The sequence below is a fragment of the Agrobacterium sp. Ap1 genome (assembly GCF_017313375.1).
Lineage (GTDB): Bacteria > Pseudomonadota > Alphaproteobacteria > Rhizobiales > Rhizobiaceae > Neorhizobium > Neorhizobium cellulosilyticum.
The window spans coordinates 228,726-251,728 of sequence record NZ_JAFLMY010000001.1; the positions used below are offsets into that span (position 1 = coordinate 228,726).

18 protein-coding genes and 1 tRNA gene are annotated in these 23,003 nt (G+C 58.8%); 6 read left to right on the top strand and 13 right to left on the bottom strand.

From position 1 onward, the window contains the following. Positions 1–42: 42 nt before the first annotated feature. From JZX87_RS01180 to gltB, 4 genes are all read right to left on the bottom strand, one after another. The gene (locus JZX87_RS01180; protein WP_210348962.1) at positions 43–1,548 is read right to left on the bottom strand and encodes a DASS family sodium-coupled anion symporter; all 1,506 of its coding nucleotides are present in this window, start codon (positions 1,546–1,548) and stop codon (positions 43–45) included. Positions 1,549–1,766: 218 nt separating this feature from the next. Beyond that, complete coding sequence (locus JZX87_RS01185) at positions 1,767–3,221, bottom strand: glutamate synthase subunit beta (protein ID WP_148143458.1); 1,455 nt, start codon at positions 3,219–3,221, stop codon at positions 1,767–1,769. 12 nt (positions 3,222–3,233) lie between these two features. Further along, positions 3,234–3,392, bottom strand: a complete 159-nt coding sequence (locus JZX87_RS01190; protein ID WP_183685249.1) for a hypothetical protein — start codon at positions 3,390–3,392, stop codon at positions 3,234–3,236. 5 nt (positions 3,393–3,397) lie between these two features. Further along, entirely contained in the window at positions 3,398–8,080 is a 4,683-nt protein-coding gene (gene gltB, locus JZX87_RS01195) for a glutamate synthase large subunit (protein WP_286194092.1), read from the bottom strand. A 509-nt stretch (positions 8,081–8,589) separates the two neighbouring features. On the opposite strand from gltB, the gene JZX87_RS01200 reads away from it, so the two are divergent. After that, positions 8,590–9,642 carry a threonine aldolase family protein gene (locus JZX87_RS01200; RefSeq protein WP_206823091.1) on the top strand — a complete coding sequence of 351 codons (1,053 nt, stop codon included), beginning with the start codon at positions 8,590–8,592 and terminating at the stop codon, positions 9,640–9,642. Between the two features lie 15 nt (positions 9,643–9,657). Here the strand turns inward: JZX87_RS01200 and JZX87_RS01205 are convergent, their stop codons facing one another. Then, positions 9,658–10,512, bottom strand: a complete 855-nt coding sequence (locus JZX87_RS01205; protein ID WP_206823092.1) for a LysR family transcriptional regulator — start codon at positions 10,510–10,512, stop codon at positions 9,658–9,660. Positions 10,513–10,615: 103 nt separating this feature from the next. On the opposite strand from JZX87_RS01205, the gene JZX87_RS01210 reads away from it, so the two are divergent. Further along, on the top strand, positions 10,616–11,614 hold the full coding sequence (locus JZX87_RS01210; RefSeq protein WP_148143452.1) for a bile acid:sodium symporter family protein: 999 nt from the start codon (positions 10,616–10,618) through the stop codon (positions 11,612–11,614). An 88-nt stretch (positions 11,615–11,702) separates the two neighbouring features. Here JZX87_RS01210 and JZX87_RS01215 read toward each other — a convergent pair whose 3' ends face one another. Together JZX87_RS01215 and JZX87_RS01220 are read right to left on the bottom strand one after the other, a co-directional pair. Next, positions 11,703–12,185 (bottom strand): Hsp20 family protein, encoded by a 483-nt coding sequence (locus JZX87_RS01215; protein ID WP_148143449.1) that lies wholly within the window; start codon positions 12,183–12,185, stop codon positions 11,703–11,705. A gap of 399 nt (positions 12,186–12,584) precedes the next feature. Next, complete coding sequence (locus JZX87_RS01220) at positions 12,585–13,820, bottom strand: metallochaperone AztD (protein WP_206823094.1); 1,236 nt, start codon at positions 13,818–13,820, stop codon at positions 12,585–12,587. A 137-nt stretch (positions 13,821–13,957) separates the two neighbouring features. Between JZX87_RS01220 and JZX87_RS01225 the strand changes: the two genes are divergently transcribed. Continuing rightward, positions 13,958–14,944 carry an alpha/beta fold hydrolase gene (locus tag JZX87_RS01225; RefSeq protein ID WP_206823095.1) on the top strand — a complete coding sequence of 329 codons (987 nt, stop codon included), beginning with the start codon at positions 13,958–13,960 and terminating at the stop codon, positions 14,942–14,944. 9 nt (positions 14,945–14,953) lie between these two features. Here the strand turns inward: JZX87_RS01225 and hisN are convergent, their stop codons facing one another. Both hisN and JZX87_RS01235 read right to left on the bottom strand, forming a co-directional pair. Beyond that, on the bottom strand, positions 14,954–15,730 hold the full coding sequence (hisN, locus tag JZX87_RS01230; RefSeq protein WP_206823096.1) for a histidinol-phosphatase: 777 nt from the start codon (positions 15,728–15,730) through the stop codon (positions 14,954–14,956). A 339-nt stretch (positions 15,731–16,069) separates the two neighbouring features. Further along, entirely contained in the window at positions 16,070–16,957 is an 888-nt protein-coding gene (locus tag JZX87_RS01235; protein WP_206823097.1) for an N-formylglutamate amidohydrolase, read from the bottom strand. A gap of 180 nt (positions 16,958–17,137) precedes the next feature. Between JZX87_RS01235 and cpdR1 the strand changes: the two genes are divergently transcribed. The 3 genes from cpdR1 (at position 17,138) to JZX87_RS01250 (ending at position 18,700) form a co-directional block, all read left to right on the top strand. Beyond that, positions 17,138–17,503, top strand: a complete 366-nt coding sequence (gene cpdR1 / locus JZX87_RS01240) for a response regulator CpdR1 (RefSeq protein WP_112457710.1) — start codon at positions 17,138–17,140, stop codon at positions 17,501–17,503. A 213-nt stretch (positions 17,504–17,716) separates the two neighbouring features. Further along, a tRNA-Val gene (locus tag JZX87_RS01245) sits at positions 17,717–17,791 on the top strand. Between the two features lie 672 nt (positions 17,792–18,463). Continuing rightward, positions 18,464–18,700 carry a hypothetical protein gene (locus JZX87_RS01250; RefSeq protein ID WP_183685251.1) on the top strand — a complete coding sequence of 79 codons (237 nt, stop codon included), beginning with the start codon at positions 18,464–18,466 and terminating at the stop codon, positions 18,698–18,700. A 75-nt stretch (positions 18,701–18,775) separates the two neighbouring features. On the opposite strand, the gene JZX87_RS01255 is transcribed toward JZX87_RS01250, so the two are convergent. The 4 genes from JZX87_RS01255 to JZX87_RS01270 all read right to left on the bottom strand — a co-directional run bounded on the left by JZX87_RS01255 (position 18,776) and on the right by JZX87_RS01270 (position 22,697). Further along, entirely contained in the window at positions 18,776–18,949 is a 174-nt protein-coding gene (locus tag JZX87_RS01255; protein ID WP_148143435.1) for a DUF1328 domain-containing protein, read from the bottom strand. A gap of 73 nt (positions 18,950–19,022) precedes the next feature. Continuing rightward, on the bottom strand, positions 19,023–20,072 hold the full coding sequence (locus JZX87_RS01260; RefSeq protein WP_206823098.1) for an ABC transporter ATP-binding protein: 1,050 nt from the start codon (positions 20,070–20,072) through the stop codon (positions 19,023–19,025). Beyond that, on the bottom strand, positions 20,069–21,637 hold the full coding sequence (locus tag JZX87_RS01265) for an ABC transporter permease (RefSeq protein WP_206823099.1): 1,569 nt from the start codon (positions 21,635–21,637) through the stop codon (positions 20,069–20,071). The genes JZX87_RS01260 and JZX87_RS01265 overlap by 4 nt, the downstream gene beginning before the upstream one ends. 88 nt (positions 21,638–21,725) lie before the next feature. After that, positions 21,726–22,697, bottom strand: a complete 972-nt coding sequence (locus JZX87_RS01270; protein WP_404945117.1) for an iron ABC transporter substrate-binding protein — start codon at positions 22,695–22,697, stop codon at positions 21,726–21,728. Positions 22,698–23,003: the final 306 nt, after the last annotated feature.

Consider the following 23,003-nt stretch of genomic DNA (forward strand, 5'->3'; position numbering starts at 1 on the left):
TTACGGCGCCTGTAATGTTCAGTCTCGCACGGTGCTGACGGATCACCAGTAGCCGAGCGCTCTCCACCACACTGCGCCGACCGCGGCGAAGATGACGAGATTGACCAGGCACATGATGAAGCCCACGCCCCACCACTTGCCCATGGTGATGTAACCGCTGCCAAAGATGATCGGCGATGTGCCTGTCGCGTAGTGGGTCAGCGTCATCATGATCGACGACGAGGCTGCCATCATCAGCAGGAAGACGGCATGGTATTCTGCCGGGATCAGCATCACACCGACGGTAAGGAAGGCAAGCATCATGGCGCTGACATGCGCGGTGGTGCTGGCAAACATGTAGTGCGCGAAGGTGAAGATGAGCACCAGGATCGCAGCCGTCATCTGCCAGCTCAAGTCCGCATGCGAGATCATGTCCTTCATGCCGTTCGAGAACCAGCCGATCACACCAAGCTTGTTCAGCTGGTCGGCCATCATGACGAGCGCGCCGAACCAGATGAGCGTATCCCAGGCGCTTTTTTCCGACAGCACATCATCCCAGTTGATCGTGCCGGTGATCAGGAGAGCGAAGAGACCGAGCACTGCGACCACGGTCGGGTCGAGCGTGAAGGCAGGTCCGAAGATCATCGCCGGAACGTTGGCCCAAAGGATCAGCAGCATGACGAAAGTGCCGATCATCACCATTTCCTTGCCCGACAGAGGCCCCATCGCCGCCAATTCCTTCCTGGCATACGAAACGGCATCCGGCGTGCGCTTAAGCTCAGGCGGCGAGATCATGTAGAGCACGAGCGGCATGACCACGAGCGCGACCAGACCCGGCACGAACATGGCCAGCGCCCAGGTAACCCAGGTCAGTTGCATCGTGCCGCCGGTCGACTTCGCGATATATTCGAGCACCAGCGGGTTGGGCGCGGTCGCGGTGACGAACATCGCCGACGAAATCGGGTTGGCGTGATAGTTCACCAGCGCCAGATAGGTGCCGACCTTGCCCTGCGTCCCCTTTGCCGGATCCGAATCGAAGGCATTGGCGATCGACTTCATGATCGGGTGGATGATGCCGCCGCCACGTGCGGTGTTGCTCGGTGTAAACGGCGCTAGGATCAACTCGCAGAAAACCAGACCGTAACCGATGCCGATCGTCCGCTTTCCGAGAAGCGCGATGAAGCCGAGGCCGAGCCGGCGACCAAGACCCGTCTTGCGCAGGCCGAGCGAGATCAGGACCGCAATGACGATCAGCCAAATCAGCGGGTTGGCGAAACTGCTGAGCGCATCGGCAACGGCGCCCTTAGAATTTGGTGATGTCACCTGCATCAGCGAGACGATAACGATCGCCATCAGCGCCATCACGCCGATCGGCATGACCTTGAGGATGATCGCCAGGATTGTGGTCAGGAAGATGGCCAGCATCTTCCAGCCGTTTTCATCCAGCCCAGCAGGGGCCGGGATAGCCAGAAGGGTGGACAGAAAAATCGTCGTGATGATCGCCGGAATGATTCGGAACGGAACCATGTCCCTGAAATAACTTAGAATAGCCGGAATACTGAAGCGCATTTACTTGTCCTCGGGTGTCCAGGGCCTTGATGTTTATCAAGGCCCTTCGAACAAGGCGTTACACGATCCCGCCGCCATCCCCTTGACGTTGGTCAAATTTACAAAATTGTGACGGCACCATGAGATTCAGACAAAATAAAACCGCCACCTACCCGGTTTTCGGGAAGGTAGCGGCTCTGGTTCGATCATCATGACTTGAAAATGCTCGAAGGCCGATATCAGCGCGGCAGCAGAGAGCTTCCCATCAAAGCTTCATCGATGGCGCGAGCCGCTTGGCGACCTTCACGAATCGCCCAGACGACCAGCGACTGACCGCGGCGCACGTCACCTGCCGTCCACAGCTTGTCGACCGACGTCTTGTAGTCGCGCTCGTTGGCAACGACATTGGTCGAGCCACGACGGTCGACATTGATATCGAGCTTTCCGTCGAGTTCGCTCAGCACGCCTTCCTTCAGCGGACCCGAGAATCCGATGGCGATGAAGGCGAGATCGGCCTTGATGATGAAATCGGTTCCGGCGATCGGCTTGCGGCGTTCGTCGACTTCGCAGCAACGCACGCCGGTCAACTGACCGTCTTCGCCGATGAATTCGAGTGTCGCGACCTGAAACTCGCGGACAGCGCCCTCAGCCTGAGAGGAAGAGGTACGCATCTTGGTTGCCCAGAAGGGCCAGACGGCAAGCTTGTCTTCCTTTTCCGGCGGCTGCGGACGGATGTCGAGCTGGGTTACCTTGACGGCACCCTGACGGAAGGCCGTACCGACGCAGTCGGACGCCGTATCGCCACCACCGACGACGACGACATGCTTGGCGCCGGCGAGGATCGGTTCGGCCGCCCAGGCAACGCTATCGATGTTTTCGCGGCCGATGCGGCGGTTCTGCTGCACAAGATACGGCATGGCATCATAGACACCATGCAGGTCAGCGCCGGGGATGCCGGCCGGACGCGGAGTTTCCGAACCACCGCAATAGACGACGGCATCGTGTTCGGCGGTCAGTTCTTCGACCTTCTTGTCGACGCCGATATTGACGCCGTAATGGAAAGTAACGCCTTCGCCGGTCATCTGCTCGACGCGGCGATCGATGAAGTTCTTCTCCATCTTGAAGTCCGGAATGCCGTAACGCAGCAGGCCGCCGGCCTTGCTCTCGCGCTCATAGACATGAACTTCATGACCGGCGCGGGCAAGCTGCTGTGCAGCCGCCATGCCAGCGGGGCCTGAACCGATAACGGCAACCTTCTTGCCGGTCTTCACCGTTGCCGGATGCGGCACGATATAGCCAAGCTCGTAGGCCTTGTCGGCAATCGCCTGTTCAACCGTCTTGATCGCAACCGGCGCATCCTCGAGATTCAGCGTGCAGGCTTCCTCGCACGGCGCGGGACAGACGCGACCGGTGAATTCCGGGAAATTGTTGGTGGAATGGAGGTTGCGGATCGCCTCTTCCCACTTGTTGTTATAGACCAGATCGTTCCAGTCCGGGATCTGGTTATGCACGGGACAGCCGGTCGGGCCATGGCAATAGGGGATGCCACAGTCCATGCAGCGGGCAGCCTGTTTGGTTACTTCCGCATCCGACATCGGAATGGTGAATTCGCGGAAATGGCGGATACGATCCGACGCAGGCTGGTACTTCGCCACCTGCCGGTCGATTTCCATGAAACCCGTTACCTTGCCCATGTCATTCCCTCTTCAAAGCAGGGTGCCCGTAGGACCCCAGTACCAGTAGGCGAAACCGATAACCGCCCCCAGCACGATAAACTCTATTGCAACATTGCCGCTCGCGAAGAATGCAGCCGCTGGCACAGCGACTGCGATGCTCACCGAAACCAGTCGGTGAACAAAAGCCATCTGGCTTACTCCGCAGCCACGCCCATCCGCATGCGTTCCATCTCGACCAGCGCACGGCGATATTCGACCGGCATGACCTTGCGGAACTTCGGCCGGAACTCGCTCCAGCGATCAAGGATATCCTTGGCGCGGGTCGAACCGGTGTAATGCATGTGGTTGGAGATCAGCTGGTAGAGACGCTCCTCGTCGTGGCGCGTCATGTCTTCGGAAACGTCGACACGTCCCTTGTGCATGATGTCGCCGCCGTGATGGTGCAGCTTTTCCAGCATGTCGTCCTCTTCCGGAACCGGCTCAAGCTCGACCATCGCCATGTTGCAGCGCTTGGCGAAATCGCCCTTCTCGTCCAGCACGTAAGCGACGCCGCCCGACATGCCGGCCGCGAAGTTGCGGCCCGTTTCGCCGAGAACGACGACAATGCCGCCGGTCATGTATTCGCAGCCATGGTCACCCACGCCTTCGACAACCGCGATCGCCCCGGAGTTGCGCACCGAGAAACGCTCACCGGCAACACCGCGGAAATAGCACTCACCGGTCGTCGCGCCGTAAAGCACGGTATTGCCGACGATGATCGAGTTTTCGGCAACGATCTTCGAGTTTTCCGGCGGACGCACAATGATCCGGCCACCGGACAAGCCCTTGCCGACATAGTCGTTGCCGTCGCCAACGAGATCGAACGTGATGCCGCGGGCGAGGAAGGCACCGAAGGACTGGCCGGCCGTACCGGTCAGCGTCACATGGATCGTGTCGTCCTTCAGACCCTTCTGGCCCCAGCGTTTGGCAAGCTCACCCGAAAGCATCGCGCCGGCAGAACGGTCGACGTTCTTGATCGGCACTTCGAAGACAACCGGCTCCTTGCTTTCCAGCGCGGCAGCAGACTTCTCGATCATCTTGCGGTCGAGAATGTCGTCGATCGGATGCTTCTGACGCTCGGTCCAGTAGGTAGCGCTCTTCGGAGCTTCTACCTTGTGGAAGATCTTGGAGAAATCGAGCCCCTGGGACTTCCAGTGCGCCAGCATGTCGTCCTTCTCGAGCAGGTCGGAAAGGCCGATGATCTCGTCGAACTTGGTAAAGCCGAGCGATGCCAGGATCTCGCGTACTTCTTCGGCAACGAAGAAGAAGTAGTTGATCACGTGCTCCGGCGTACCCTTGAAGCGCTTGCGCAGAACCGGATCCTGCGTGGCAACGCCAACCGGGCAGGTATTGAGATGGCACTTGCGCATCATGATGCAGCCGGCAGCGATGACCGGAGCCGTCGCGAAGCCGAACTCGTCGGCACCGAGAAGCGCACCGATGATGACGTCACGGCCGGTCTTCAGGCCGCCATCGACCTGCAGCGCGATGCGCGAACGAAGGCCGTTCAGCACCAGCGTCTGCTGGGTTTCGGCAAGGCCGATTTCCCATGGGCTACCGGCATGCTTCAGCGAGGTCAGCGGCGAAGCACCCGTGCCGCCGTCGAAACCGGCAACCGTGATATGGTCGGCGCGCGCCTTGGCGACACCGGCAGCAACCGTGCCGACACCGACTTCGGACACCAGCTTGACCGAAATGTCGGACGTCGGGTTGACGTTCTTCAGGTCGTAGATCAGCTGCGCCAGATCTTCGATCGAATAGATGTCATGGTGCGGCGGCGGCGAGATGAGGCCAACGCCCGGCGTCGAATGACGGGTCTTTGCAACGGTCGCATCGACCTTGTGGCCGGGCAACTGACCACCTTCGCCGGGCTTCGCGCCCTGCGCCACCTTGATCTGTAGCATGTCGGCATTGACCAGATATTCGGTCGTCACACCGAAGCGGCCGGACGCGATCTGCTTGATTGCCGAACGCTCGGGGTTCATCGAACCATCCGGCAGCGGCAGGTAACGATCGCTTTCTTCGCCGCCCTCACCGGTATTCGACTTGCCGCCGATCCGGTTCATCGCGATTGCGAGCGTCGTATGCGCTTCACGAGAAATCGAGCCGAAGGACATCGCGCCGGTCGAGAAACGCTTGACGATATCGACAGCCGGTTCGACCTCATCGAGCGAGACCGGCTTGCGGCCGAGCGCTTCCGCCGACTTGATCTTGAACAGGCCGCGGATCGTGTTCATCCGAACCGAGCTCTCGTTCACCATCTGGGCGAACTCGCGGTAGCGATCCTGGCTGTTGCCGCGCACGGCGTGCTGCAGGGTCGCCACCACATCCGGTGTCCAGGCATGGCTTTCGCCACGCATGCGATAGGCATATTCGCCGCCGATATCGAGCGACGAGGCCAGAACCGGGTCCTTGCCGAAGGCGGACGCATGGCGACTGACGGTTTCCTCGGCGATTTCGGTGAGGCCGATGCCTTCGATAGAGGTCGCGGTACCGAAGAAATACTGGTTGACCAGTTCCGAGTTCAGGCCGACGGCGTCAAAGATCTGACCGCCGCAATAGGACTGGTAGGTGGAAATGCCCATCTTGGACATGACCTTGAGAATGCCCTTACCGACCGCCTTGATATAGCGATAGACCATCTCGCCGGCATCGACTTCCTTAGGGAATTCGCCGCGCATATGCATGTCGGTCAGCGTGTCGAACGCGAGATAGGGGTTGATCGCTTCCGCACCGTAACCGGCCAGAAGACAGAAGTGATGGATCTCGCGCGGCTCGCCGGATTCAACGACGAGACCGACCGAGGTGCGAAGCCCCTTGCGGATCAGGTGGTGATGCACGGCAGCCGTCGCCAGAAGCGCCGGGATCGCGATACGGTCAGGGCCAATCTGGCGGTCGGACAGCACGATGATGTTGTAGCCGCCCTTGACCGCAGCCTCTGCGCGTTCGCAGAGACGATCGAGCATTTCCGGCATGCCTTCGGCGCCGCGCTCGATGTCATAGGTGAAATCGAGCGTCTTGGTGTCGAAGCGATCTTCCGTGTGACCGATCGAGCGGATTTTTTCCAGATCGCCATTGGTCAGGATCGGCTGGCGCACTTCCAGACGCTTGGCATTCGCCATGCCTTCATGGTCGAGAATGTTCGGGCGCGGACCGATGAAGGACACGAGGCTCATGACGAGTTCTTCGCGGATCGGATCGATCGGCGGGTTCGTCACCTGCGCGAAGTTCTGCTTGAAATAGGTATAGAGCAGCTTCGACTTGTCCGACATCGCCGAGATCGGCGTATCGGTGCCCATCGAACCGACGGCTTCCTGACCGGTCGTCGCCATCGGCGACATCAGGATCTTCGTGTCCTCGGTCGTGTAACCGAAGGCCTGCTGGCGATCGAGCAGCGAAACGTCACGGCGCAGCGCGCGCGGCTCCACCGGCTTCAGGTCTTCAAGGATAAGCTGGGTGCGATCGAGCCACTTCTCGTATGGGTGCTTGGTCGCAAGCGTCGTCTTCAGCTCCTCGTCGGAGATGATCTGGCCCTTCTCCATGTCGATCAGCAGCATCTTGCCCGGCTGGAGGCGCCACTTCTTGATGATCTTTTCTTCCGGCACCGGCAACGTGCCGGCTTCGGACGCGAGAATGACGCGGTCGTCATCGGTGACGAGATAACGGGCCGGACGCAGGCCGTTACGGTCAAGCGTCGCGCCAATCTGCTTGCCATCGGTAAAGCAGACGGCTGCCGGACCGTCCCACGGCTCCATCAGGGCAGCGTGATATTCGTAGAACGCCTTGCGCTCCTTCGACATCGACTGGTTGCCGGCCCATGCTTCCGGGATCAGCATCATCATCGCATGCGCCAGCGAATAACCGCCGCGAAGCAGGAATTCGAGCGCGTTGTCGAAGCAGGCCGTATCCGACTGGCCCTCGTAGGAGATCGGCCACAGCTTGGAGATATCGTCGCCGAACAGCGGCGACGAAACGGACGCCTGACGCGCCGCCATCCAGTTGACGTTGGAGCGCAGCGTGTTGATTTCGCCGTTATGCGCGACCATGCGATACGGGTGCGCCAGCTTCCAGGACGGGAAGGTGTTCGTCGAGAAACGCTGGTGAACCAGCGCCACGGCCGTCTCGAAACGCGGATCTGCCAAGTCCTTGTAATAGGCGCCGACCTGATAGGCGAGGAACATGCCCTTGTAGACGATCGTCGAGGACGACAGCGAAACCGGGTAGAAGCCGGTCTCCTGACCACCGAACTGGTCGTAGATGCGGTTGGAAATTACCTTGCGGACGAGGAAAAGCTGGCGCTCGAATTCGGCATTGGTCGCGGCATCGCGCCCCGCACCGATAAAGACCTGCAGATGATAGGGCTCGGTGGCGGCAATATCCGGCGCCTTGGAGAGCGAGGAATTATCGACCGGCACATCGCGGAAGCCGAGGAACTGCTGCCCCTCTTCGGCGATCACATCGATGATGACCTTCTTGAAATGCTCGATCTGCTCGGCGTTGCGCGGCAGGAAGAAATGACCAACGGCATATTCACCGGCCTTCGGCAGCGTTATGCCCTGCTTTGCCATTTCTTCACGGAAGAAACGATCAGGGATCTGCACAAGAATACCCGCACCGTCACCCATCAGAGGGTCGGCACCGACAGCACCGCGATGCGTCAGGTTTTCCAGGATGAACAGGCCGTCCTTGACGATCTGGTGAGACTTCTGGCCCTTCATATTGGCAATGAAGCCGACGCCGCAGGCATCATGCTCGTTGCGCGGATCATAAAGACCTTGGGCGGCAGGAATGCCTGACGCGACGAAAGGCACGCCCTGCCCGGCTTTCGCCGAGGCCATGTCGGTGGGACAGTGCTGATCTAGAACCTTCTTCGTCATCGTCATTCCTCCTGTTGGCCGCTATCTTCAGCGAGCAAGGTGGCATCCCATCAAATCCTGGAGATGACAGAGCCATCACCAGTCACGCAACTGCGCCGCTCCAGCATCGAGCCAAGAACCTATAAAGACTCAAAGCCCAAACCAGATCGGCGTCAAATTCGGCGGCTCGACACGAGTTCAAAGCTGATTGCCGGATAAATTAGGACAGAAAAGCTGACCTAATTCTCAATCTGATATCGCATGATTTTAACTTTCTCACAAGGGCGTGTCTGCAAAAATCTGCACGCGACGCGACAGTCCATTACGCAAAACAAAGGGGTTTGAGTAATTTAATTGCGCAAAGCCGATCCGATAAACCCTTTCATTGCCATGCGAATAGGTCCACCCGTCGGAGACAGGCTTTACCGTTGCACGAATGCGAAAAAGTCTTAATCTCCCGGCACCTCCCAACCACCCCAAGGTGTCATTTTATGTTCTTCGCCTCCGACAATTGGGCAGGAGCCCATCCTGCCATCAACGAACGCTTGTCGAAGGAATCGACTCGTTTCGCCGCAGCCTATGGAACGAGCGATCTGGATCGCTCCATTGAGCAGCGCTTCAACGAGATCTTTGAAAAAGAGGTCGCGGTCTTTTTTGTCGCCACCGGCACGGCCGCCAATTCGCTCTCGCTTGCCAGCATCGCCCGCCCCGGCGGCCTGACCTTCTGCCACACCGAAGCGCATGTGATCGAAGACGAATGCGGCGCCCCGGACTTCTTCTCCGGCATGCGCATGGTTGGTGTCGAGGGCCCGGCCGGCAAGATGCTTCCGGAAAACCTTCTGGAGCGGATTGCGCGTTACCCTCAGGACGCCGTCCACCATGGCCGCGCTGCCGCCGTCACCATGACCCAGGCAACGGAAGTCGGCACCATTTATACGCTCGACGAAATCGACACGATCTCGAAGATCGCCAAGCAAAATGGCCTGCCGCTTCACATGGACGGCGCGCGCTTTGCCAATGCTCTGGTTTCACTCGGCTGCACGCCGGCGGAAATGACCTGGAAGCGCGGCGTAGACGTTCTCTCCTTCGGCGGCACGAAGAATGGCTGCTGGTGCGCCGAAGCCATCGTTTTCTTCGACCCGCAGCTTGCAAAGGACTTCGCCTTCCTGCGCAAGCGCACCGCCCAGCTTTTCTCTAAGTCACGCTTCATCGCCGCACAGTTCGAAGCGTATCTCCAGGATGATCTGTGGCTAGGCCTGGCCAAGCATGCCAATACGATGGCTGATCGCCTGCGCACAGGCTTTGGCTCGCTCAACAGCGCACGCCTAGCATGGCCGACGCAAGCGAATGAAGTCTTCGCCGTCCTGCCCAAAGCCTCAGCCAAGGCTGCAGCCGAACAGGGCGCGAAATTCTACGACTGGCTGGAACCGCGCGACATGCCGGAAAAAGTCGGCAAGGATGAAGCTCTCATCCGCATGGTCACCTCTTTTGCTACGACCGAAGAGGATGTCGACCAGTTCTTGTCTATCTGCGCTTCTGCGTAAGATCGGATTCGACGCTTAAATCGATTGCGGCACGATGCGTGCCGCAATCAGGCTCGACAGGGCCTCAACCATCACCGCATCGGCGCCACGCCGCGAGATCAGCACGAACTCCACGTCTTCAAGCCGCGGCAGGCGGTCACCGGCAATCTCACGCAGGCCCTCAGGCACCATGCTGCGCGGCTGCACCATCACGCCCATGCCGGCGCGCGCCGCAGCGGTCAGCCCGCTCAGGCTGCCGCAGGTACAGACGACGCGCCACGCAAGCTTCTCCCGATCCAGCGCCTCCTGCACCACCCGTCGGGTAATGGAGGGCGGCGGAAATGCGATCAGCGGCAGAACCGCATCCCTGGCCGGAGCGAAGTGCGGATCACGCGCAAGCCAGACCAACGGCTCGCGGTACAGAAGCTTGCCATGCGTTTCGCCGACATGCCGCTTGGCGAGCACCAGATCCAGATCGCCGGCATCCTGCATCTGGTTGAGCACCGCCGACAGCGCAACAGTCAGCTCCAGATCGACCAGCGGATGGAGGCGAATGAAATCCTCCAATATTCCCGTCAACCGGTTGGCGACCACATCCTCGGACACACCGAGCCTCAGCCGCCCGCGCAGCCGGCTTTCACCGAAAAGCGACAGGACCTGACCATTGAGATCCAGCATCCCCCGCGCATAACCGACAAGCGCCTCGCCATCCGCCGTCAGCCTCACCTGATGTGTGTCGCGAAACACCAACTGGCGTCCCAGCGATTTTTCCAGCAGCTGAATATGCTGCGTTACGGTCGACTGCCCGACACCGAGCCTAGCCGCAGCCTCGGTAAAACTGCCCGTCTGCTGCAGCATGAGAAAACTGTCGAGATGATGAAGGTTCAGCATTGCTATCGCGCTTCATGATAACTGTTAGTGTTTGCATTCTACTTTACGATAATAGAAACCGCAATCTACCCACCCTTGAGGGCCAAGGCCCGCGGAGCATGTGATGAAGCGCTTTCTGCCCGATCTATATACGATGATGCTGCTGGGAACCGTGATCCTTGCGTCATTCTTTCCCATTTACGGCACTTGGGCAGACTGGTTCGCCATTGCGACGGATATCGCCATCGGCCTTCTCTTCTTCCTGCATGGCGCACGCCTTGCCCGCGACACGGTTGTCGCCGGCGTACTGCACTGGCGCCTGCACCTGACGATCGTGCTCACCACATTCGCCATCTTCCCGCTTCTCGGGCTTGCCCTAGGTTTCATTCCCGAAAGCATACTGCCGGCACCGCTTTATCTCGGCATGCTGTTCCTTTGCGTTTTGCCGTCTACCGTGCAGTCATCGATCGCCTTCACCTCAATGGCCGGAGGCAACGTTCCGGCCGCCATCGTCGCAGCATCTGGCTCCAACATTCTCGGCATGTTCCTGACCCCTGCCCTCATCGCATTGCTTCTGTCGACAACTGGCGGCGGCGGGGTTTCGCTTGATGCTCTGGAAAAGATCGCGCTGCAGCTGCTCGCCCCCTTCGTCCTCGGCCAGCTCCTGCAGCCCTGGATCGGCAACTGGATCCGCTCGAAGAAGAAGTTGCTGATGCCGTTTGATCGCGGCTCGATCCTAATGGTGGTCTATCTCGCCTTCTCGACAGCCGTTATGGAAGGCATCTGGAAAACCTTCTCGCTCACCGATATCGCCGTCGTCATTGGCCTCGATATCGTCCTGCTGGCCGCCGTACTCTGCATCACCATGTTCGGCAGCAGACTGCTCGGCTTCAGCAAGGAAGACGAGATCACCATCACCTTCTGCGGTTCGAAGAAGTCGCTGGCATCAGGCGTGCCGATGGCAAATGCAATCTTTTCTGGCAATTCCGCATCGATCGGCGCGATCGTTCTGCCGATCATGCTCTTCCACCAGATCCAGCTGATGACCTGTGCAGTGCTGGCGCAGAAATATGCGGACCGCCTGAAAGCAAAGGAACTGAAGGCGGAACCGGCAGCGGCTTAACCAGGCCCGAATACAAAAACGCCCCCTCCTCGCGAAAGGAAGGGGCGGCGGCTTGCGGTCCTTGATGGGAGGATCAGAGACGAAAGCGTTAATTCACCTGCTGCGGAGCGACCTGGGCTTCGATCGTTTTGGTCGTGTCGCCGGCTTCAGCTGCAATCGAGATACGGCGGGGCTTCATCGCTTCCGGAATATTCCGGACGAGGTCGATATGAAGCAATCCGTTCTTCAGTGAAGCGGTTTCGACTTCGACGTGATCGGCAAGCTGGAAGCGTCGCTCGAAGGCGCGCTTGGCGATACCGCGATAGAGAAACTCGTTCTGATCGGCGCCATCTTCTTCAGCCTTTTCACCCTTTACGGTGAGCGCATGAGCCTGGAATTCGATCGAAAGTTCTTTTTCGTCGAAACCGGCGACAGCCATGGTGATGCGATAGGTATTTTCACCGGTCCGCTCGATATTATAGGGCGGATAGCTCTGCCCCTGATCGCCAAAGTTGCGATTGTCGAGAAGATTGAAAAGCCGGTCGAAACCGACGGTGGAGCGGTAAAGCGGGGAGAAATCGACGTGACGCATAATGTCCTCCATTGAAGCGACGTTGCGGTTTTCACTTGGGCGTCAACATCCCGTAATGGCGATGAGGACCCCGTTGAGCAGACCCTTTCGGCGCCTGCAGAGTGAAGATGGGAATTGCAGCCACGCCCTTCAAGACCCCGATACGTCACAGCCGTTTTGCCAATGAACACCGCATGAACAGCAGGTTTTGCTGAGGTTCAGCCCCCCATTGCTAGAAGCAAGGTTCTGGAAGGCGGCATGCCTCCTTGGACCGAAGCATATTCGTCCCGTCGCTTCGGTCAGCCTTGCCGGAACCGCGCTGTCATCCCCGTGTCGCCGGTTCCGGCCCTCTTTTTCTCACGTCATAGGCAGATGAGCGCCAGCCGAACCAGCGCCCACCCCGGCTGAAAATGGCGTGGTTCAGTGCACCGCGCCCGACCCGCCGGCCGCCACGATGGCGAAGGGCTGACCTTCCACGGCGATGGTCCGCACCTCCTTCAGGTTGTCTCCATCGACAACGCGAACGAGGCTCTTGCGCGGATCGGTGACGGCGATTTGGCCATCAGCAACAGCCAGCCGCGGACGCGGATCACGCCAATGCCCGTCCTTGCTGTAAGGCTCGGTTACCGTCTCGCTCTTGACGATCTCCCCCTTCACCACATCGATGAGATGCAGCTTGCCGTCTTCGGTCAGCACATAGGCGCTATGCGGATCGGCAGGATCGAGCGCGAAGTCGACACGTCGCGTCGGCAGCTCGATCAGGCGATAAACCTCCTCAGCGCTGTCCGGATCGACAAGCACGATCTTGTCCTCACCGTAATTGCCGAGAAAGAACTGCATCGATTTTCCGCCCAGTAGCGTCGACACCTTTCCCTTCGGCAGGTCCTTGCCATAGCCGAGCATCTCAAGCTTCGGCCCATCCATGCCGCCCGGCCGCGCAACGAGAACGCCTTCTTCGCAACCGAAGGCGACAAGCCGCGCAGAGCTTGCCTCGCCATGCAGGCCGGTGCAGGTCGCGACCTCGCCCACCTGCTCACCATCGGCATCGACGACACGCAGGCCGAGACGCGGCGGCAATTCGCCCTCCTTCACCGCCACCTCGGTATTCGGCACCGAAACGAGGAAATGATTGCCGACTGGAACGGCGACACCATGATGGGCTGCGATCGTGTCGAACGGTTTCAACACCGCGCCGCCATCCCCAAGCGCCTCTTCGCTGACCAGATCGAACTTCGCTTCCCGATCGTAGAAGACGGCGACCTGATCACCATGGGTGACGACATGGCCGGGCTTCTGCCCCTTGATCGCCGTCGGGATCAGTTTCGGTTCGTTGATTTCGATATCGCGATGTTCACCATGATCCGACAGCGCAATTCCGGTTGAGATGGCATGAACGATATTCTCGTCACCCTGAACGGCGAAAACCGTCCGCCCGCTGTCACTCACTGAAAGCGCTGCATATCCTTCCAGATCGAACTTGCCGATCTCCTTGCCGGACGAAAGATTGATGGCGCGCATCACTGGCAGAGTGTGATCGGCAACGAACAACCGCCACGTCTCCGCATCCTTTTCCTCTGCAAATGCAACGGATCCAAACACCGCGCTCGAGGCGAGAAGGGTCGCCGTAAATCCGGCAACACGCAACAAATGGGACATAACCTCTCCTATATGTAATAACATTACATATAATGCGTTATACAGTTACATCGCCCATGTCCACCCACGCTCCACGCATAATCCTGGAAGACGCGATTTTGCTTGACCTGCAGCGGCACTCGCCTAACGCTGAATTCATGAGCGAGAACCAGATCAGCCACGACATCCTTCGCCCCACGCCGGAAAACCCTGCGCCGGACAATTACTCCGCGGGCTATTTTACCGGCCACCGCGGCACAAAAATCCGTTACGGCCTGTTCCGCTCGGATATCGTGCCGGCGCGCGGCACCATCGTTTTGCTGCAGGGTCGCAACGAGTTCATCGAGAAATATTTCGAGACGATCCGCCATCTGAACGCGATGGGCCTGTGGGTCGCAACATATGACCTGCGCGGGCAAGGCGGATCCGACCGGCTTAAGAAAGACGCAAGGAAAGGGCATGTCCGGCGCTTTTCCGATTACGAGAAGGATCTCGAGATCTTTCTGGAACAGGTCGTGCTGCCGGATGCCCGCCTGCCCTTCTTCCTTGTCGCCCATTCCACCGGCGCGCTGATTGCCCTCTCAGTCGCACCGCGCCTGTCGAACCGTATCAGCCGGATGGCGCTCGCATCCCCCTATGTCGGCTTCCATGGCCAGCCCGCATCGGAAAAATTCGCCCGCCCTCTGGCGCGACTGATGTCCTGGACCGGTTTCGGCGGCGTCCAGCTCGGCGGCGACCGACGACTGATCCCCTTCGAGGGCAATGGCCTGACGGGAGACCGGAAGCGTTTCGAACGCAATCTCGAACTTTATCGCAGTTTCGAAGACCTGACTGTCGGCGCTCCCACGGCGCGCTGGGTGCACGAAACGCTGAAAGCAGCCTCCCGCGTATCACTGCAGTCGCACCTGATGGAAATCACCATCCCGACATTGATTCTCGCACCCGTGCTCGACGGCGTCGTGCCCTACCGGTTGCAGGAAAACCTGTCGCGGAATTTCCGTGCCGGACAGCTCATCCCCGTCACCGGTGGCCGGCACGAACTGTTTCAGGAGAAGGATATCTATCGCGCCCAGGCCATGGATGCGATCGAGACCTTCATGCCCGGCCTCGATGGCGGGCTGGAAATGGCAGAAACCGCCGCCTGATTTCTTTGATCACCGCCCGGCGAGCAGCGCCATAGCCTGCTCGTAAACGACCTTCGAGCCGGCTGCGATGATATTGCCGCCATTCTCGGGCCTTCCGCCGTCCCAAGTCGTGATGATACCACCTGCCTGCTCTATGATCGGGATCAGCGCCCCGACATCATAAGGCTGCAGGCTGTTTTCGACGACGAGATCGACATGCCCTGCCGCAAGCAGCGCATAGGCATAACAATCGCAGCCATACCGGAACAGCCGCACCTTCTCCTCGACGGCCCGATAGCGCTTCAGGTCATCCCCCTGAAAGATATGCGGCGAGGTCGTGAACAAGATGGCATCGGAAAGTGATCCGCAGTCACGCACCGAAATCTGCCGCTCGCCGTCCGGCCCCGAATACCACGAACGATTGCCATCGGCGAAATAACGCTCGCCAATGAACGGCTGGTCCATCATCCCCATGGTCGCGCGTCCATTGGAGCGGAAACCGATCAGCGTGCCCCAGACAGGCAGGCCGGAAATGAACGCCCGCGTTCCGTCGATCGGATCGATCACCCAGACATGCTCGCGATCGAGCCCGATGCTTTCATGCTCCTCGCCAAGTATGCCATGTTCGGGAAAACGCTCTTCAATCAGCGCACGGATAGCCGTTTCAGCTGCGCGGTCACCTTCTGTTACCGGATCGAAACCGCCGGCCAGTTTGTTGACGACGGAAATTCCGGTGCGAAACCGCGGCAGCGTCTCACCCTTGGCGGCATCGGCAAGCGCATCGAAGAAATCGCGGTCAGGCAACATCGGCAAATCCTTGGGTTTGTGGCGTGAAAACGTTGAGCGTAGGCAGGTCAAATCCTTCTTAAGGCGTCCTTCTGCCAAAGAAAACCGCTTTCGATGCCGACCCCTTAATCAGAAAGCCCAAAAATGACGCAAATTTAGTCATTCGAAAAACATGCTTGACAATTGTGCATAACTGGCCGTATTTTCCTAATCACAGTCTTTGACTGTAAATACCCTCCTTGGGTGTTTCCTCCCTAGACTTAGCCGCGCGATGAGCGCGGTTTTTTTTGCCCGCACGTCAGCCGACGCGCGCAAGGCCCGGCAAATTCAGGAATACAAGCTGGAATCTTGAGAACGCGGCTATTCCGCCGCGAGAGCGCCTGCATCATCGGCGAAATCACCGACGAGCTCCGCCATCTGCCGCATGAAGGTGGAAAGCGCTGCAGCAACAAGCGGGAACTCCGCCTTCTTCTCCAGCGTCACCTCATCGACATAAAGGCCACGATTGATCTCGATCTGCAGCGCATGCAGCCCGCGAACCGGCCGACCGTAATGCTCGGTAATGAACCCGCCCGCATATGGCTTGTTGCGCACGGCGGAAAAACCCATGTCATCGAAGAACTGCAGCGCTGCGCGCGAAAGCTCGGCCGACGCACTCGTTCCGTAACGATCACCAATAATGAAATCCGGCCGCACATCCGAACCGGAGAGACGGACATTGCCCGGCATCGAATGACAGTCGATCAGGATGCCGATGCCGAACCGAGCATGGGTGCGCGCGATCAGTTTTCGCAGGCAGGCGTGGTAAGGTTTATAAATCGTCTCGATACGGGACAATCCCTCATCGACGGAAAGCCGCTTGCGGTAGATTTCCATGTTCTCCGCCACAATCCGCGGAATCGTCCCGAGACCACCTGCAACCCTCATCGACCCTATATTCACATAGGGCGGCAGCGTCCCGTCGAACATGCGCGGGTCCAATTCGTACGGTTCGCGGTTGACATCGAGATATGCACGCGGAAAGTGTGCAACGAGAAGCGGGGCTCCCAGTTCAGGGGCATCGGCAAAAAGCTCATCGACGTAATGATCGGCAGAACGCCGGATCGAAAGCGAGTCCAGATGGCTGCTCGCGAGGAAATCCACAGGAAAATGGTTGCCGCTATGCGGTGAATTGAAGACGAATGGAATGGTCTGCGACGCGGGTTCTCTGACTTCGAATTCCTGAAAATCTCCCGTCGACTGATCCATCCTGCCTTTACCATGTCACGAACAAGTCTGATGTGGCATGTTGCCAGTTGCCCGACGCCAAGTCCATACTATGTATAGCCCACCAAACGCCGCTCCGCGTCGGTTAAACGGAAATTTACCGTAAGCCGGCATTATGGAAGGCTCATACAACCTCAGGCATGCACGGATACGGTCCCGACGATGATACAGAAAATCCTTCTCGCCGAAGACGACAACGATATGCGCCGTTTTCTGGTGAAGGCACTGGAAAAGGCGGGATATAAGGTCGCCTCTTTCGACAATGGCGCAAGCGCCTATGACCGGCTTCGCGAAGAGCCCTTCTCTCTTCTCCTGACCGACATCGTCATGCCGGAGATGGATGGCATCGAGCTTGCCCGCCGCGCCACCGAACTCGATCCCGACCTCAAGGTGATGTTCATCACCGGCTTTGCCGCAGTTGCCCTGAATTCCGATTCGAAGGCCCCCAAGGACGCCAAGGTCCTGTCGAAGCCTTTCCACCTTCGTGACCTCGTCGACGAAGTAAACAAGATGCTCGCTGCAGCCTGAATCATTTTTTCGGAATCAGACGAACGATCGAGGCGCCCAATCGGGCGCCTTTTGCGTTTTGGGATCGGCACATAACCGCCCCCTAATCCCGCCTTCAATCATCCACAGGCACAAAAATCCCAGAAATGCAGGCCGGTCAAAAAAGCTTCGCATTTCTTCCAAAAAACCAGTTGACGCCCCGATCACGGTATGGTCTATGCGCCGACATCGGATGGGCGTGTAGCTCAGCGGGAGAGCACTACGTTGACATCGTAGGGGTCACAGGTTCAATCCCTGTCACGCCCACCATCCGAACTTTAAGCAAGGCCTTGTAATGACAAGGCCTTTTGCATTTCTGGAAGATACGCGAATAGCGCCGCTGGGTTCGGCTGAACCAATTCGGAAAGTCCGCTCCGGCCAGTTTTGCCTACCTTCCGATTAGCCCTCCAGCTTTGCCAGAATCCATCGTAGCAACTGGATAAAATCTCTCGCCATCTGCGCCAGGTCATCGATGATCAAAGATATTCGATGATGGGTGTAAATTATCGCGAGCGTGAGAACCAGCATAACCAGCCATGGCCATATCGGCTTTCGCTTTGGCGGCGGCTTATCGTCTTCGACGGGATTACTGACGTTCATCGACTATCTCCTGCAGACGTCAGTACACGTTCCGCGCCTGTCGACAAATCGCCTTCTTAATGGGTCTGGACAGATCAGGTCGTCATAGCCTGCGCCTCGTTCCTGCTCTCCCTGGCAGAACCAGAAGACCCGCCCCATTCCGCTGAAGGATAACAAATCAGGCCGCGTATATTCACCCTGGATTACAATGCCGAATGCTCATGCAATCCTGCAGCGAAAAAATCTTTGTCGAAATCTGCCAAAAGGCAAAAAATCTGCAATGCCTCAGACCTAAATTACTGTTTGGTCACTTGTTTTGGGCAGTCTTGCGCCGACCAAAGGCATCGATCCGAGAGAAGCAGGATGGCACAGTACAAATATTCTGACCGCCTCGTTCAGGCCAATTCGTGGGCCTTCGACCAGGACTACAAGCCTGGACAGCCCGTCACTAATGCCGGCATCTACCGCTGTCGGGCCTGCGGTGACGAGATTGTCGTCGACAAGGGGGCAACGATCCCGAAAAGCCATCACGAGCATTCGCTTCTGGGGCCGGTCGTCTGGCAATTGCTCGTCTTCGCCCAGAAACACCCGGGACGATGAAGTCCATATAGCTTCGCCGGAACACGTCAAAGCCGCCCGCAAGGGCGGCTTCATCGTTTTAAGGCTTTCAAGCGATCACATGATCGCACTGCCCGCCATAAGCGCAAGCACGAGGAAGACCAGGAAGATAACCAGGAACAGGAAGAACAGGATCTTGGCGATGCCTGCCGTCGCGGCAGAAACTCCCGAGAAGCCGAGGAAACCCGAAATTAGGGAGATGACGAGGAAAATGAGCGCCCATTTCAGCATGGATTTGTGTCCTTGATTGCGATGGCCGAATAACGTTTTGCCAATGTTCCCGGTTCCCGTCTCTGGAACAAAATCAGCTGAATACGTGCGCGGCTCCCGAGACACGCAGGGCAATTTCCTGACCTGCGATCACGTCGACTGAACTCGGCACTTCGATGTTGAGGACGATATTCTCGTTTTCGCGTAGAACGATGCGCAGATCGCTGGTCGAGCCGCGGAAACCGGCCTCGACCACGCGTCCGCGAATTTCCCGTTCACAGGCCCTTTCACCCGGCTCGGTGACGCTGATCTGCTCTGGCCGCAGCATGATCGTCACCTGCCGCGCGGGAGCCACGGAGGCAGCAAGCGGCAGCCGCCCCAGCACGCAATGAGCATATCCATCCGCGATCTCGGCCGGCAGGACGATCGCTTCGCCGAGAAACGCGGCCGTCGCCGGGTCGATCGGGCGCGAATAGACATCACGCGGCCGGCCGGATTGCACGAGAATGCCTCCCCGCATCACCGCTAGCTGATCGGCAAAGAGCAGCGCTTCTGCCTGATCGTGAGTGACGAGCAGCGTCGCCATCCCCTCCTCTTTCAACACGTTGCCGATCGCCTTGCGCGTCTGAGCCCGAAGGCCCGTATCGAGCGCCGAGAAGGGCTCATCGAGCAGCATCAGTCGCGGTTTGCGGGCAAGCGCGCGCGCTAGCGCCACGCGCTGCTGCTGCCCGCCGGAAAGCTCGTCCGGCCGCCGCACCAGCATTGAACGCTCCAGCCCGACCATTTCCATCAATTCCGCGGCCCTTCGCTGCCTCGCCGACGGCTCTTCCGTCATGCCGAAGACGATGTTACCGGCAACGGTCAGATGCGGAAACAGGCACCCGTCCTGCGCGACGATGCCGATATTGCGCTTATGTGCCGGCATTGCACTCACACCATCGGCCAGAGTATCGCCACCGATAACGATACGGCCCGCATCCGCCACCTCGAAACCGGCAATCAGGCGCAACAGTGTGGTCTTGCCGCAACCGGAAGGACCGACGACGACAGTGCGGCTGCCGCGCTCGACGGTAAGATCGATCCCGTCGAGAGCCACTACAGGCCCAAAATTCTTACGTAGTCTCTGGATCTCTACAAAGCTCATCGGCCGGCGATCTTTTTCGATTGATGGTGGAGAAGTGCCGTCATCGGCAGCGAGAACAGGATCATCAGCAGCGCATAGGGTGCAGCCCCCGCATAATCGATCTCGCTGGTCAGCGCCCAGAAGGCCATGGCAAGCGTGCGGGTACCGTTCGGCGCCAGCATCTGCGTTGCGGTCAGTTCGTTCATGATGCCGAGTGATGAGAGCGCCACTGCTGCTGCGGCCCCTGGCGCCGCCAGCCTGACGGTGGTCGACCAGAGCGCGTTGGCCGGCGAGCGTCCGAGGCTCGCAGCCGCCTGTTCAAGCTCCGCCGGCACCTGTGCGATGCTGGCGCGAAGACTGACAAGTGCGCGTGGCAGGAACATGATGACATAGGCAAGCACGATCGTTGCAACCGTCTGGTAAAGCGGCAGCGCCACCCTGACCGTGATCGTCACCAGCGCCAGCGCCACGACCACGCCTGGCATCGAACTGGCGAGATAATAACACCCCTCGATGATCCGGCTTCCGCGGCTGGGGCGGCGAACCGAAAGCCAGGCGATGGGAAGCGCTGCAAGCGTCGTTGCAAGCCCGCCGACCACACAGATCACGAGCGTCTGGGCAAGCGCCAGGCCGATTTCGTTCATCCGCCAGATTTCCACGCCGCCGGCGATTAGCCAATGCGAGAGGGTAACGGCCGGGATCCCCAGCGCAAAAGCGACCGCCGCAATTGGCAACAGCACGCAGACATAACGCCAGCGGCCGAGAGAGACTTTTCTCGCCTTCCTCGCTACGCCGGAGCCGATGCGGGCATAACGCCGACGGCCTCTCAAGCCTGCATCGAAACCGAGCAGGACGAGGCAGCATAAAACCAGCACCAGAGCCAGCATGTTCGCCGCCACGCCGTTATAGGTCGACTGGAACTGGTCGACGATCGCGGTTGTAAACGTGTCGAAGCGGATCATCGCATAGAGGCCGTATTCGGCCAGAAGATGTAAGCCGACCAGCAATCCGCCACCGAGAATGGACAGCCTCAATTGCGGCAGCACCACACGGCGAAAAACGGCCGCATCGGAAAGGCCGAGCGAAGCGGCCTGGTCTTCGAGCGCCGGATCGAGAAGCCTGAGCGCCGCCGAAATCGGCAGATAGAGAAACGGAAAATAGGCCGTGACGGAAATCGCGATACCGGCAGGCAATCCGTGGAAACCCGGCCACATGCCGATCCAGGCATAGGAATGGACGAAGGCGGGAATGGCGAGCGGCGCAACGCAGAGCGCCGACCATCCCCTCGCAAACGGCAGGTCGCTGCGTTCCGTCAGCCATGCAAGCGAGGTGGCGAGCAGGGTTGCAAGCGGCACGGTAAACAGCACCAGCAGCAGCGTATTGGTCATCAACTCGCCGACACGCGGCCTAAAGATCATCTGCGACGCGGTTTCCCAGCCCGTTACGGCGGTTGCCCAGAAAACGAAACCGAGCGGCAGCAGCGCCAGAAACGCGATGATGACGGCCAAAACAAACGTTCCGCGCTTTCCCGACTGGAGACGGGGAAGTGGCATGGAAAGCGGCTTGCTGTCGGCGAAAGACGTCATGGATTACCTGAATATGACGAGAGGTCGCAGATGCATCTGCGACCTCTCCCTTTAACTGGAATTATAGGCTCAGGAAAGGCACCAGCTCTTAGAGAATGCCGGCGGCCGTCAGCATGTCGGTAACCTTGGCATTGTTAAGCTCGGTCGGCTCGACCTTGGGCGCCTGCAAGTCGGCGAGCGGCACAAGCGCCGTGTTGGAGGCTTCGTCCTTGTCGACGGCATATTCGAACGAGGTGCCGTCACGCAGGATCTTCTGGCCGCCCTTGCCGGCAACCCATTTGAGGAAAGCCTGCGCCTGCTGCTTGTGCTTGGAGGATGCGAGAATGCCACCGCCCGAAATCGAGACGAAAGCGCCCGGATCCTGGTTCTTGAAATAGTGCAGCGAGACGTTCTTGCTGTTCTCGCCGGTCTTCGCCTGGTCACTGAAATAATAATAGTGATAGATCACCGCGCCTTCGATTTGGCCGGCATTGACCGCCTTCATCGCCGTCGAGTTGCCGCGGATGGAGGTGAAGTTTTCCTTCATGCCCTTCAGCCATGCCGCAGTCGCTTCTTCGCCCTTCAACTGCAGCAGGGCACCGACGATCGCCTGGAAATCGGCACCCGACGGAGATGCTGCCCAACGACCCTTCCATTCAGGCTTGGCCAGATCCAGCAGCGATTTCGGCAGCTTGTCTTCGGAAAGCTTCGTCTTGTCGTAGGCAAAGACCGTGGAGCGAGCGGCAATGCCCGTCCAATGGCCATTCGCCGGGCGAAACTGTTCCGGCACCTGATCGAGCGTGGCCTTGTCGATTGGCTCGAACAGGCCCTTGCCATCCACCAGCGCCATCGCCGGCGAGTTCTCGGTGAGGAATACGTCTGCCGGAGAGTTTGCCCCCTCCTGTACGATCTGGTTGGCGATTTCCATGTCGCCACCATTGCGAACGGTCACGACGATACCAGTCTCTTCGGTAAAGGCGTCCACCCATTCCTTGGTCAGCCCTTCGTGCTGGGCGTTGTAAATGGTGAGGCTGTCAGCCACCTGGGCTGATGCCGGCGACGAAAGAGACAGGACGGAAATAGCAAAAACGGAAAAGGCGGGCGCTACGCCTGCCAGGAAAGAAGAAGTTTTCAAGATCGCCTCCGTGGAAAACTCACGGTGTTCTCATATCCAAACAGGACAAGGCTGGTCAAGTTTAATCCAGAGAAATCGACACAACAAATCACTATTAAAACAATAAAAACAAAAAGATAAACATCCGATCGAAACATCTCGATCAGCTAAAAAAATCTAGCGGAATGAAGGTTGGCTGGTGAAAAAACAAACTGGCTTGTAGCGGTGCGTCCCTGGTCTGATCGATGCCGGCCCCGATTGCGCCTTGACCCT